Origin of the sequence: Rhizobium phaseoli (assembly GCF_003985125.1) — a bacterium.
Classification (GTDB): domain Bacteria; phylum Pseudomonadota; class Alphaproteobacteria; order Rhizobiales; family Rhizobiaceae; genus Rhizobium; species Rhizobium phaseoli.
Map to the genome: position 1 here is coordinate 309057 of NZ_ML133569.1, position 13709 is coordinate 322765.

General features: G+C 63.0%; 7 protein-coding genes, 1 pseudogene and 1 riboswitch. Of the genes and pseudogenes, 2 read left to right on the forward strand and 6 right to left on the reverse strand.

The window, feature by feature from the left end; genetic code table 11:
* Positions 1 to 14: 14 nt before the first annotated feature.
* Genes cobN through cobU form a run of 3 tightly spaced genes read right to left on the reverse strand, consistent with a single transcriptional unit; the run spans position 15 to position 5637 of the window.
* Complete coding sequence (gene cobN, locus EFD56_RS11455; RefSeq protein WP_126905285.1) at positions 15 to 4058, reverse strand: cobaltochelatase subunit CobN; 4044 nt, start codon at positions 4056 to 4058, stop codon at positions 15 to 17.
* A 4-nt stretch (positions 4059 to 4062) separates the two neighbouring features.
* Positions 4063 to 5109, reverse strand: a complete 1047-nt coding sequence (gene cobW / locus EFD56_RS11460) for a cobalamin biosynthesis protein CobW (RefSeq protein ID WP_064818413.1) — start codon at positions 5107 to 5109, stop codon at positions 4063 to 4065.
* 6 nt (positions 5110 to 5115) lie between these two features.
* Positions 5116 to 5637, reverse strand: a complete 522-nt coding sequence (gene cobU, locus EFD56_RS11465; RefSeq protein WP_126905286.1) for a bifunctional adenosylcobinamide kinase/adenosylcobinamide-phosphate guanylyltransferase — start codon at positions 5635 to 5637, stop codon at positions 5116 to 5118.
* 302 nt (positions 5638 to 5939) lie between these two features.
* Positions 5940 to 6334: riboswitch (cobalamin riboswitch) on the reverse strand.
* Between the two features lie 281 nt (positions 6335 to 6615).
* Here cobU and EFD56_RS11470 point away from each other — a divergent pair.
* A complete protein-coding gene (locus EFD56_RS11470) occupies positions 6616 to 8406 on the forward strand; it encodes a chloride channel protein (protein ID WP_126905287.1) in 1791 nt (596 codons plus the stop codon).
* A gap of 4 nt (positions 8407 to 8410) precedes the next feature.
* Here EFD56_RS11470 and EFD56_RS11475 read toward each other — a convergent pair whose 3' ends face one another.
* The 3 genes and pseudogenes from EFD56_RS11475 to EFD56_RS11485 all read right to left on the reverse strand — a co-directional run bounded on the left by EFD56_RS11475 (position 8411) and on the right by EFD56_RS11485 (position 12064).
* The gene (locus tag EFD56_RS11475; RefSeq protein WP_126905288.1) at positions 8411 to 9499 is read right to left on the reverse strand and encodes an adenylate/guanylate cyclase domain-containing protein; all 1089 of its coding nucleotides are present in this window, start codon (positions 9497 to 9499) and stop codon (positions 8411 to 8413) included.
* A 257-nt stretch (positions 9500 to 9756) separates the two neighbouring features.
* Positions 9757 to 10527 (reverse strand): annotated as a pseudogene (locus tag EFD56_RS11480) (SDR family oxidoreductase).
* 82 nt (positions 10528 to 10609) lie between these two features.
* On the reverse strand, positions 10610 to 12064 hold the full coding sequence (locus tag EFD56_RS11485; protein WP_064822217.1) for a cobyric acid synthase: 1455 nt from the start codon (positions 12062 to 12064) through the stop codon (positions 10610 to 10612).
* A gap of 640 nt (positions 12065 to 12704) precedes the next feature.
* On the opposite strand from EFD56_RS11485, the gene EFD56_RS11490 reads away from it, so the two are divergent.
* Positions 12705 to 13709 carry a glycine betaine ABC transporter substrate-binding protein gene (locus EFD56_RS11490; protein WP_170967870.1) on the forward strand — a complete coding sequence of 335 codons (1005 nt, stop codon included), beginning with the start codon at positions 12705 to 12707 and terminating at the stop codon, positions 13707 to 13709.

Here is a 13709-nt window from a genome sequence, read left to right on the forward strand (position 1 = left end):
GCTTACCTCATCTGTTAAGCCAGGTCGAACCGGGCCGAATTGCTGCGCGGTGTCCACAGGCCGCGATCGATCGCTTCGTGCAGCCGCTCTTTCATCTCGTCGAAGGCCGCGGGGTTCTTTTCGATCATAAAGCTGCGTACCTCGGGATCGGCGACGAAGGCCTGGTGGACCGCCTCGAAATGATGCGCGCCGACAGCCCCGGTCGTTGCCGCGAAGGCGAAGAGATAATCGACGGTGGCGGCGATCTCGGCCGCTCCCTTGTAGCCGTGGCGCATGACGCCCGCTATCCATTTCGGATTGACGACCCGCCCGCGCACAACGCGGCCGATCTCTTCCTCGAGCGAACGGATTACCGGCCGCTCCGGCCTGGAATGATCGTTATGATAGATTGCCGGGCGTGCGCCGGTCAGCGCCTCGCTCGCCGCTGCCATGCCGCCTTCGAATTGATAGTAGTCATCGCTGTCGAGCAGGTCGTGCTCGCGATTGTCCTGGTTCTGAATGACGGCCTGCACCAAGCGCAGCCGATCCTCGAACAGGCCGCGTTCGGCGGTGCCCTCTTCGCCGGCGCCATAGGCATAACTTCCCCAGACGAGATAGGCTTCGGCAAGATCGCTACGCCGCTCCCAGCCCTTCTCGTCGATCAGCGCCTGCAACCCGGCGCCGTAGGCGCCGGGTTTCGAGCCGAACACCCGGTAGCCCGCCCGCCGTTTCGCCGCGGCGGCGTCGAGACCGGCCGCCGCAAGCCTTGCCGCTTCGCCGCGCATGCGCGCTGCAATCGGATTGTCGGCATCGTCCTCTTCAAGCGCGCCGACGGCGCGAACCGCTCTGTCGAACAAGGCGATCTGCTCGGGAAACGCGTCGCGAAAGAAGCCGGAAATCCTGAGTGTCACATCAACGCGAGGCCGCCCAAGCGCTGCCTGCGGTATGATCTCATAGCCGGTGACCCGCCGCGAGCTGATATCCCAGAGCGGCTTGACCCCGATGAGCGCGAGCGCCTGAGCGATATCGTCGCCACCGGTGCGCATGTTCGACGTGCCCCAGGCCGTCAGGCCGAACGTATCAGGCCATTCGCCATGATCCTGCACATAGCGGCGTACCAGCAGCTCCGCCGAGTTCTTGCCCAGCTCATAAGCCGCCGGCGTCGGCACGACGCGGCTGTCGACCGAGTAAAAATTGCGGCCCGTGGGCAGCACGTCCGGCCGCCCGCGCGTCGGCGCGCCGGAGGGGCCGGGTGCAACGAAACGGCCGTCCAGGCCGGCAAGCAGCCCTGAGATCTCGGTCGAGCCGCAGGCCAGGATCGAAGGCTTGAGTCGGGTCTCGACCTCGAAGAGTACAGCTCTGGTTTGGGACCAGAGGGTTGGGCAGGCGAGTTCGCCGGAAACGAGCTTGGCCGCGAGCAGTTCGATACGCTCGACCGTGTCGCCGTTGGTGCGCCAGGGAGCGTCGAGGAGGTCGGCCAGGATTGGCGGACGTGGGCCGGTCCAGATGGCGGCCATGTCGCAGTCGAGGGGGTCGAATGTGGGATTACCCCCCTCTGTCCTGCCGGACATCTCCCCCACAAGGGAGGAGATCGACAAGACGCCAGACTGTCGCTCTACATTTGTTGTTTGGGGAGATGGTTGCCGCGATTCAATCTCCCCCCCTGTGGGGGAGATGTCCGGCAGGACAGAGGGGGGTGCCACGCGCACAACATCCAACGCCAGATCCCCAGCGATCGCCCGCTGCAAACTCGCATCCCCGCCCTCGCCCAGCCCGCGCGGCACCCGCGCCAGCGCCACGGTCAAATCCGTCAGCAACCGCCCCTCGGGCGACACCCCGAAGACATGCAGCCCGTCGCGGATCTGCATTTCCTTGAGGTCGCAGAGATAGGCGTCGAGCTTCTTCAGCGCCTCGCCCTCGCTTTCGCCGCTCGTGATGCCGGCATCCCGGTCGAGGCCGATATCGGTGACAAGATCAAGAATCTGCCGGCTGAGCAGCCGGATGCGGCGGGGATCGCCGCCGGAGGCTTCGTAATATTCGTCGACCAGCGCTTCCAGGTCCTTGAGCGGCCCATAGCTCTCGGCCCGTGTCAAAGGCGGCGTCAGGTGATCGATGATGACGGCGGCAGTCCGCCGCTTGGCCTGCGTGCCCTCGCCCGGATCGTTGACGATGAAGGGATAGAGATGCGGCAGCGGCCCGAGGACCGCCTCGGGATAACAGCCTTCCGACAGCGCCAGCGCCTTGCCCGGCAGCCATTCGAGATTGCCGTGTTTGCCCATGTGGATGACGGCATCGGCGCAGAACTCGCGGCGCAGGAAAGCATAGAAGGCAAGATAACCGTGCGGCGGCACGAGATCCGGCGAATGGTAGCTCTCCTTCGGATCGATATTATAGCCGCGCGCCGGCTGAATGCCGACAAGGACGCCGCCGAAGCGGGCGAAAGGCAGGGCGAAGACGCCGTCGCGAAAATACTGATCGTTCTCTGGTTCGCCCCAGCGGGCCTTTACCTCATCCTGAATCTGATCAGGAAGAGACGCCAGGAAGCTGTTGTAGAGACTCAGGGAAAACGTCTCGCGGACGACCCGGCCGTCATGACCTGAATTGGTCGGACCTTCCATCAAATGCCGGATCAGCGCGTCGCCATCGGCTGGAATATCGGCGAGCGGGTAACCCGCTGCCTCCATCGCGCGCAGCACCTCGATGCTGCCGGCCGGCGTGTCGAGGCCGACCCCGTTGCCGAGCCGACCGTCGCGGTTCGGATAATTTGCCATGACAAGGGCAATACGTCGGTCACGTGCCGGCGTGGCGCGCAGCCGCGCCCAATTGGCGGCGAGTTCCGCCGTATAGCGCACCCGGCCGCCGTCTGGTTCGCTGGCGACAATGTTGGCCTCGACGGCCGCATCATAACGCGCCGCCGTCTTGAAGGAGACTGCCCGCGCCAGCACCCGGCCGTCGACTTCGGGCAGCGCCACATTCATGCCGAGATCGCGCGCCGACAGGCCTTGTGACGAGGCCACCCACACTTGCCTGGAGGACGCAGACAGAATCGCCTGCAGCACCACGGCGCCATTCGCCTCCAGCACCGTCGGCTGCCGGTCCGCGCCCGGTGCGGAGACCGCAAAACCGGTGGTGTTGATGACGACGTCGGGTTTCAGCGCCGAGAACACGCTCTCGAGAATTCCTGTCGAAACCGGATCCTTGAGGCTGTAGGCAAAAACCGGAAGTGGCCTGAGGCCGAGCGCTTGCAAGGACTGGATCAGCGCTTCGATTGGCTGGGTTTCGCCGCTCTGCACAAGGGCTCGATAGAAGCTGATCGCGACGATGGGGGAACCGACTTTTCCCTTCTCTCCAGCGGGGAGAAGGTGGCCCGAAGGGTCGGATGAGGGGGTGACTCCGCAAACGTCGGTGTCCGACTCCTGTTGCTCGCTCCCTCCGTCGCTCACCCCCCTCATCTGCCCTGTCGGGCATCTTCTCCCCGCTGGGGAGAAGAGAGAACCGGCAACCCGCCTCCATTCCTCGACCCCGATCAATCCCCGCCCCGGCCACCAGATGCCGGCCTTCATCAAGGGCACCGCTGGCGCCGGCTTTTCCGCGCCCGACAATATCGCCCCGGCATAATCGAGAAAGGCGCGCGTATTGGCATCGCCGCCCTCGATCAAATAGGCCCAGAGTGCATCGAGATCGTCGGAGGCAATGTTCGAAAAAGACGCCAGCCCCACATCCGGCCTGGCGTCACCCGGCAGCACGGCAACCAGCGCGCCCTTACGGGCCGCACAGGCATGCAGCGCCTCCAGCGCATAGCGGAAATAGCTGGCGCCGCCCAGCGCCCGCACAATGATGAGTTTGGCGTGCCGCGCCGTGCGCTCGACATAGGTATCGACCGACATCGGGTGCTTGAGGCTCATCAGGCTCGCAAGCCGCAGCGAATGCGGCCCACCGCAGGCGCGATGGGTGGCTGCGATCGCCGCAAGCTCGCTGTCGGCGGCCGACAGGAACAGGATATCGCCCGGCGGCTGCCCGAGGTCGATCGCCTCCTCGCCGTCGCTGATCGTTCCCTGCTGGGCCAGAAGCAGATGCATGGGTCTACGCCAACGCCTCGATCGCCGCCCTCACCGCTCCTTGATCCATCTCATGCAGGCCGATGACGACGAGACGCGTGGTGCGCGCTTCGCCTGAGCCCCAAGGGCGATCGAAATAATGATCGATGCGGCTGCCGACGGCCTGCAACTGCAGGCGCATCGGCTTGCCGGCTACATCGACGAAGCCCTTCAGGCGCAGCACATCATGGGCTGATATGATGCTCTTCAGCGCCTCGACGAAGCCAGCGGGGTCGGCGACCGGGCCGAGTTCGACGACAAAGCTGTCGAATTCGTCGTGGTCGTGCGGTGTACCGTCCTCATGCTCCAGCTCATGGTGCGACTTGCGGTTGGCGAGGTCGCCCTCCGTGCCGATGCCGAGGCCGAGCAGAATGCCGGCCGGCACTTCGCCGTTTTTCGCCTCGATCATCACCGGCTTGCGCTGGGTGCGGGAAGCGACCTCGTCGCGCACCCGGCCGAGACCGGCCACGTCGATCAGATCGGTCTTGTTGAGCACGATCAGATCGGCGCAGGTGAGCTGGTCTTCGAACAGCTCCTCGATCGGGCTCTCGTGGTCGAGCGATTCATCCTCGCTGCGCGCCGCCTCGACCGCATCGTGGTCGTCGGCGAAACGGCCGGCGGCGACAGCCGCGCTGTCGACCACCGTGACGACGCCGTCGACTGTCACCTGTGTGCGAATGTCAGGCCAGTTGAAGGCCGCGACCAGAGGCTGCGGCAAGGCGAGGCCCGAGGTTTCGATGACGATGTGGTCGGGCCGCTGTTCGCGCTCGAGCAGCTTGGTCATCGTCGGAATGAAATCGTCGGCAACGGTGCAGCAGATGCAGCCATTGGTGAGTTCGATAATGTCGTCCTCGCTGCAGTTCTCCGCCCCGCAGCCCTTCAGCACATCACCATCAACGCCGAGATCGCCGAACTCGTTGATGATAAGCGCGATCTTCCTTCCGCCGGCATTGGTGAGCAGGTTGCGGATCATCGTCGTCTTGCCGGCGCCAAGAAAACCGGTGATGACTGTTGCGGGAATCTTCTGGCTCATAAAACTTTAACCCTTCATTTTCAGCGGCAGGCCTGCCGCGACGAAATAGACTTCGGCGGCTTTCGCCGCGATCATCTGGTGGAGCCGGCCGGCATGATCGCGAAATTCCCGCGCCATGCGATTGTCGGGCACGATGCCGAGGCCGACCTCGTTGGAGACGAAAACGAGCCGCGCCTTTGCCCGCGCAACGAAATCCGCAAGTGCGGCAAACTCCGCCGCCATATCCCGCTCTTCCATCATCAGATTGGTGACCCAGAGCGTCAGGCAGTCGATCAGCACGATACGCCTCTCGCCATCGATGGCGGCAAGCGCGCCGACGAGATCGAGGGGCTCTTCGTGCGTGGTCCATGACGGCCCGCGATCGACCTTGTGCTGGGCAATCCGCGCCTGCATCTCCTCGTCCCAGGCTCGGCCGGTCGCGATGTAATGGCGATCGAGGCCGGTCGCGATGACGAGGTTTTCGGCGAAGCGGGATTTGCCGGAGCGTGCGCCGCCGAGGATGAAGGTGGAATTGGAGGGAGCCGTCATGTGCAAGCGCTCCCGCTGGGAAGGGCGAGGTGGCGCCGAATCCACCTTCTCCCCAGCGGGGAGAAGGTGCCGGCAGGCGGTTGAGGGGGTGAGCGGCTAAGCCGCGAATGCGCCGAGCGCACGCGAAGGGCAAAAGGATGGAACTGCCGCGCGCCCCCCTCATCCGACACTTTGGGCCACCTTCTCCCCGCTGGGGAGAAGGGGAAACCCCACCGTCGCACCGCACAAGGCAGCGCCGAATTCATTCGTTCAGCCAAAACAACCTCCGTGCTGGCAGCGGGTCTCTTGCCCAAGGGTGGGCTTCTCGCCCGGCACGGAAGGCAGGTCTCCTGGCTCGCGGTTATCGGCCGCGATCGGGGCGGACCGGAAACCGGTCGCCCCTGATCGTGCCAGCGGATCCGCCTCGCCTTCCCGGCTGCATTGGTGAAAAGGCGGACGATTCGTAGAGAAAGAGGCGTCCCACCCCGGTTGATCACCATGCATTTCCAGTGGCTTTTCCGGCACGTCGCCCCTTCCGCCCGCCTGCACCATTGCAAGCTGTCGGCCAAAGAACTCAATGCCGGATGGAAGACCCTGACCGCTCTACAGTCGCGGGGTCGGCTGTGATGAAGGCGCCCGGCTTGGGTCCACCCCGTCACATTCCCTTTTCATCCGGAAAGGCAACTGCCGATCCGAAACCATCCGTTATATCCGAGGATGGTCAGATGACCATCCTCGTGGGATGGTCAAGCGACCATCCGTTGAGGGATGGTTAGGCAAGCCGGGGGATGGAGTCAACGGCCTTGGTGTGACTGCGACGATGGCCGGCCGGAAGAGGATCTCGCATAAAAGCGACTTATCCAAGCTAAAAAGTCGCCTTATATCAGCGGCTTACGTCATAAAAATTTAGCCCGCGCGCCGGGTTTTTGCCGCAATTGCATCGCAAGCGGACAGCACCCCTGCCCTTGACCGGGCCTCTCTCCGCCTAGTTGTCTAGCCATGCTTATGAAATTGGATCGGCGCCGTTTCCGTGCGCTGCGTGTGTTCTTCGACCCGGGGCGGCTGCGCGCCCTGACGCGCCGCAGCGAAGTCGGCTTGTCGCTGGCGGGCGCCGTCGTCGGCATCGCCTCCGGGCTTGCGGTCACCGGCATGAGCTACGTTTCGAATGAGCTGCACCAGCTGGTCTTCGGCATAGCCGACAACGAAAGGCTCAGCGCGTCGATCATCGAGGACAAGATGCTGCTGCTCACCGCCCCCGTCATCGGCGGCGTCCTGCTCGGCTTGCTTTTTTTCGTGCTGGCGAAACGGCGCAAGAAACCGATGGTCGATCCGATCGAGGCCAATGCGCTGCATGGCGGCCGTCTCTCCCTCACTGACAGCATTATCGTCGCCGTCCAGAACCTGATCTCAAACGGTTTCGGCGCTTCCGTCGGCCTGGAGGCCGGTTATACCCAGCTTGCCGCCGGAATTGCCTCCAAGTTCGGCCTGAAGCTGCAGCTGCGCCGCTCGGACCTGCGCGTTCTCGTCGGCTGCGGCGCGGCCGGCGCCATCGCTGCCGCCTTCAACGCGCCGCTGACCGGCGCCTTCTACGCCTTCGAACTGATCATCGGCACCTACACGATCGTCTCGCTGACCCCGGTCGTGGTCTCCGCCCTCGTTTCCACCCTCATCGCAAGGCTGCTTGCCGAGGGCGATTTCACCATTGATATCGGCACCTTCGGCTCCGTCGTTCCGGCCGATTATATCCCGGCCTTGCTGCTTGGCTGCTTTTGCGCCGGTGTTGGCATTCTCCTCATGCAGGGCGTCGCCTTCATCGAGGAGCTGGCGCGCGAGAGTTCGATCGCCCCGCCCTGCCGGCCCGCACTCGGCGGTATCATCGTCGGGCTCCTGGCGATGATCTCGCCGCAGGTGCTTTCGGCAGGCCACGGCGCACTGCATCTCAACCTTTCCCGCGACGTGACGATCCCGGCGCTGGTAAGCCTGTTTCTGCTGAAATCACTGGCCTCGGCGATTTCGATCGGTTCCGGCTTCAGGGGTGGCCTGTTTTTCGCCTCGCTGTTTATGGGCGCTCTGCTCGGCAAGCTCTTTGCCTATTGCGGTCCCTATTTCGCCGATGCGACGCTGACGCCGGTCATCTATGCCGTGGTCGGAATGAGTTCGCTTGCCGTCGCCGTCATCGGCGGGCCGCTGACGATGACCTTCCTGGCGCTCGAGATCACCGGCGATTTTCCGATCACGGCGCTGGTGCTTGCCGCCGTCATCACCTCCTCGCTCGTCGTGCGCTCGACCTTCGGCTACTCTTTCGCCACATGGCGCTTCCATCTGCGCGGCGAAAGCATCCGCAGCGCCCATGACGTCGGCTGGATCCGCAACCTGACGGTCGACAAGCTGATGCGCGCCGACGTCAAGACCGCAAAAGCGGGCATCTCCTTGGAGGAGTTCAAGAAGGCCTTCCCGATCGGCTCGACGCAGCGTGTCATTCTTGTCGAGGAGAACGACAAATACGCCGGGCTCGTGCTGGTGCCCGAGATCTACGCCAACCCGACCGATGTTCAGGACGAGAGCCAGATGCTTGCCGATTTCGTCCGCTACCGCAACGACTTCCTGCAGCCGCAGATGAACGCCAGGCAGGCGGCGGCAATCTTCGACAAGAGCGAAAGCGAAGCGCTGGCCGTCGTCAACAATCTGATCGAGCGCAAGGTGGTCGGCCAGCTTAGCGAAAGCCACACGCTGCGTCGCTACAGCGAAGAACTCGATCGCCGCCGCCGCGAAGTGTCGGGCGAGATCTGAGCCGCTACGAGGCGGTGTCGGCGAGCCGGAAAACGTCGGCTCTCTTCGAGACGCCGCGCAAGTCGAAAGAGCCCAGATATTCGCTCGCGACCGTGCAGGTCTTCGCGAAGCTCTCCGACATCAGCAGGTTCTCTCCAAGCGTGCCGCAAAGCTTTTCGAGCCGTGAAGCCTCGTTTACGGCCCTGCCGATCACCGTGAAGTCGAGCCTGCCCCGAGCGCCGACATTACCATAGAATACCTCGCCGACATGAAGCACGACATCGACGCCGATATCCGGGCCGCCATTCAGCGTCCGCTCGCGGTTGAGCACTTCGTTTGCCTTCAGCAGGTTCTTGGCGGAAGCCAACGCTGCCAGACAGGCCTTTTTCGAATCCTCGGCGTCCGTTGGGAAGATCGCAAGCACGCTGTCGCCCATGAACTTGAGAATCTCGCCGGAATTTTCCTCGACATGCCGGTCGATCAGATCGAAATGCTCGTTGAGAAAGCCGACGATCTCACCGGGATCATAGACCTCGGTCAAGGCCGTGAAATCGCGAAGATCGGCAAGCAGGATGGCGGCATTGATAGAACCGCCCATCCCCCTCTGAGTCTCTCCAGCCAAGATGCGCGCGCTCGTCTTGGCACCGGTATAGACCGCAAGGATCTCGGTGGCGGTCTTCGACACAGCCACCCGGTAAGCGGCGAGCCCCAGCGCCGGCAAAAGCTGTTCGATGACCTCCAGTTGCCCGTCGGAAAATCCGCCCGGCGCGTCGCTGGTAAGGGAAAAACCGAGCCCGCGCAGAGCCACCTCTTTCGGGAATTCGAAAATGCTGATCACGTGGTCGGTGCCGCCGCCACGCGCGAACTCGTTGAGCTCGCTGTAGTGGAGGCCCTCGCCTTTGGCCAGGTTCCATCGCCCCCGGCTTTCGTCGCGGCTCAAAAGGTAGAAGATCGGCGTCTTCTCGAAGTTGCGCTCGGTCTCGCTGCCGTGCTCCGCATTTTCGAGAATGGTCGCACCGCCGCGCACGAAACTGGCGGAAACGCCGCGATACATCGGATGTAGGGACGGCATCCTGATGCTCGCCCGCCAGATCGGAAATCCATCCTGGATCAACCGCTCGCACAGACCGGAAACGAGTTCACCGATATGCTCGCAGGTGATTCCCTGTTCGATAAGCCACTGAATATGATCTTTAATTTCTTAAACCTCCGCATGAGCCGGCGCGATCTTATGACCGCAATTCGGGCAAATGGGCGGCAATGCCGAACCGGCTGGCTTCATATCAATTGATAGTCGCGCCAAGCCGATATTTCCAGCCGCGATCAACGGGAAGTTTTGATCCCGCGGCGCTACGACACGGGCGAGTATCCTCACATCCTGACCGTCATGCCGCCGTCGACGGTCAATACATGGCCGTTGACGAAGGAGGCAGCACGGCTTGCCAGAAACAGCGCCGCGCCGGCGATCTCATCAGGGCGTCCCCAGCGTTGGACCGGGATGCGCTGGCGCACGAAGGGCATCAACTCCTCGTTCCCGGCCATTGCCGCATTCGTCTCCGTAGCGAACCAGCCGGGTGCAATCGCGTTGCTGGTGATGCCGTACGGGCCGAATTCGACCGCCATGCCGCGCACCAGGCCGGTCAGACCCTGCTTGGCTGCCGGATAGACGCAGTCACCGGGCAGTGCGACCTAGCCGCTGATCGACGTCACCGCGATCAGGCGGCCGTAATTGCGCCGCTTCATCAGCACGGCGGCGTCGCGCGAAAGCGTCATCGCCGCGGCCAGATCGGTGCGCAGCAATTCGATGATGGCATCATCGTCGAATTCCGCCAGCGGCCGCCTGTCGCGGGCGCCTACATTGTTGATCAGAATATCGAGACGGCCGTGGATCTTTTCGATATCGGTCATAACAGCACGTTGAGCCTCGCGGTCGGCAATATCGAACACGGCAGCCTCCGCCGTACCGCCCGCCGCACGGAGGGTCGTTACGGCCTCTTCCAGCGTCGCTGCCGTTCGTCCGGTAATGATGACATGCGCACCGGCCTCGGCAAGGACCCGCGTCATCTCAAAGCCCAGACCACGGCCGCCGCCGGTCACGAGCGCCACCTGACTCGCCAGTGAAAATCTATCCGATATGCTCATGGTTCCACGCTCTCGACCGGCCTCGCCGCGCCAATTAATGGACTCAGTCAACTAATTTGGCAAGAGCGCAACGGGCGGCGGCCTAACCTACCAGCCCGGCCAACCAGCGCGGGTCGAGGTAACGTTCCAGTTCTCCGGCGATCTCGTCGAGTGCCTTATCGACGCTTTCGCGGTAATTCCTTCGCTCGCCGGACAGTCCGAAGCTTTGAAGCAGCCGAGTGCGGTAGGCGTCGCTGGCAAACAGCCCGTGGAGATAGGTACCCATAATCAGGCCATTGGCCGAGAGCGCCCCGTCGGGCACGCCGTCGACGATTGCCGAAGGCCGGCCGCAATCCGGGCCGCGCGTCATGCCAAGGTGGATCTGGTAGCCGGCAAGCGGTGCATCATATTCGGTCGAGCGCGCATGGCTGTTGCGCACCGTCTTCTCCGGCGCCATCTCGGTCTCGACGTCGAGCAGCGCCAGCCCCGGCGTCTCAAGCGTCCCGCCCTCGAGACCGAGCGGATCATGCACGGTGCGGCCGAGCATCTGATAGCCGCCGCAAATGCCAATCACCCGGCCGCCGCGGCGGACATGCATCTCGAGATCGCGGTCCCAGCCCTGAGCCCTGAAGTCGGCAAGATCCGATATCGTCGATTTCGAGCCGGGAAGAACGATCAGGCTCGCATCGGCAGGCAGCCGCTCGCCTGATCGCACGAAGACCAGCTCGACATCCGGCTCCGCCCTCAACGGGTCGAGATCGTCAAAATTGGCGATGCGCGGTAATAGCGGCACGGCGATCTTCAGCGCGCCCCCGCCACCCTTTGCCAGACGTTCGAGCACGACGGAATCCTCGGCCGGCAGACGTGCGGCGCCTGAAAGCCAGGGCACGACGCCGAAGCACGGCCAGCCGGTGAAGCCTTCGATGGCGCGGATGCCGTTATCGAACAGCGAAACGTCGCCGCGAAACTTGTTGATGATATAGCCCGAGATCATCGCCCGATCGGCGTCTGCCAGAATTGCATGCGTGCCGACCAGCGAGGCGATGACACCGCCGCGATCGATATCGCCGACGAGCACGACCGGCACGCCTGCCTGCGTCGCAAAGCCCATATTGGCGATATCGCCAGCTCTCAGATTGATCTCGGCCGGCGATCCCGCCCCCTCGACGATGACGAGATCGGCGCCGTCGGCCACTTTCTCGAAGCTTGCGAGCACTGCGCCGAGCAACTGCGGCTTCAGCCGCTGGTAATCCCGGCCTTTGGCCTGCCCGAACACCCTGCCCTGCACGATGATCTGGCTGCCGTTTTCCGATTGCGGCTTCAGAAGCACCGGGTTCATGTGCACCGAGGACGGCGTGCGGGCGGCAAGCGACTGCAGCCACTGCGCCCGGCCGATTTCGCCGCCATCGTCGGCGACCGCCGCATTGTTCGACATATTCTGCGGCTTGAACGGCCGCACGGTGAGCCCGCGATTGGCCGCCAGCCGGCAGAGCCCGGCGACCAGCACCGTCTTGCCGACATCCGAGCCGGTTCCCTGCAGCATGATCGCTCTTGCCATGGAGGCCGCCTTTCGTTCAGGCGAGGCCTACAATGGCCGCGGATCCTGGGTCAAGGCGTGATCTGCCCGGGCAAAACGCGAAAACCGCGCATGGCCGTGGCTCTGCGCGGTTTGCCGAAAACTCAGGCGTCTTCGCCCCTACACGGCGAAGCTCGCTTTCTCCGGTACGCACTACCTGAACCGGAGAAGCAGCGGTCGTTGCCGCTACGACCCCACTGATAGCTGCACATTCTTACCGGAGAGTTATTGAAGGCTTACGCAAATGTTAATTTTGACTTTTTTTGATATTCTCGCCAAGATTTCTGCGGAAGGCCCGCGGGCGCTCGCCGACAGCGCGTATTTTCGCTGAAGGCCGCCATTTTCGGGATTGTGACATAAATTCTTCGAATTCAATGATTTAGATATGCAACCATGAGCAGAAGACGGTTGATTTCTACGAGCGAGCGCGTAGGCTTCACCAAAATGCGCCACTGTTGACTATAGCCTGCGACGAGCTGTTGGAGCCGCAAGGACGACGGCGCCCGTGAACCGGAAAGCCTGTTGCGGCATCGCCAGGCAGGCATTTCCTTTTCAGGCGCCGGAGGAACTTACCGGCGGATTTTCAGATCCGAGAGCCCGTCCACCTAAGAAGAATTTGGGGATGACGATGAAGAGGCTTTTGGTTCCGGCCGTCTTTGCCGCGGCTCTTTTTACCACCGTTGTGGCCGTCGAGGCCGCCGAATGCGGCAGGGTTTCGATCGCCGAGATGAAATGGGCCTCGGCCGGCATTGCGGCGAATTTCGACAAGATCATTCTGGAAAAGGGCTATGGCTGCTCCGTCACCATCGTCGACGGCGACACCCTTCCAACCTTCGCCTCGATGAACGAGAAAGGCACACCCGACATCGCCTCGGAATACTGGATCAACTCCGTCAGGGCCTTGCTCGATCAGGCGGTCAACTCCGGCCGCCTGGTGCAGGGCGCCGAAATCCTTGCCGATGGCGCCGTTGAAGGCTGGTGGATCCCGAAGTTCATTGCCGACGCCAATCCGGATATCCGCTCGGTCGAAGACGCATTGAGACGTCCCGACCTCTTCCCTGCCGAAGATGATGCATCGAAGGGCGCAGTTTACAACTGTCCCGCCGACTGGAGCTGCCAGATATCGACCACCAACCTCTTCAAGGCCCTTGCCGCCGACAAGAAGGGCTTCGAACTTGTCGAGACCGGCAGCCCCGAACGGCTCGACGCCTCGATCGCCCGAGCCTTCGACAACAAGATCGGCTGGCTCGGCTATTACTGGGCGCCGACCGCCATTCTCGGCAAATATGACATGACGCGGCTGAGCTTCGGCGTCGGACACAGCAAGAGCGAATGGGACCGCTGCACGGCGGTCGCCGGCTGTGCCAGGCCCCAACTCAACTCCTATCCGGTCTCGCGCGCCTTCACGCTGATGACCAGGTCCTTCGCCAGCCGTGCCGAGCCCGTCACCGCCTATCTCAAGAGCCGCAAATGGGACAATGAGACGATCAATCAGGTGCTTGCCTGGCAGGATGAACACCGCGAAAGCAATGAGGATGCCGCGATCTATTTCCTGCGCAACTACGAAAGCCTGTGGATGAAATGGGTGCCGCTCGATGTAGCCGAGAAAGTCAAAGCGAGCCTATAA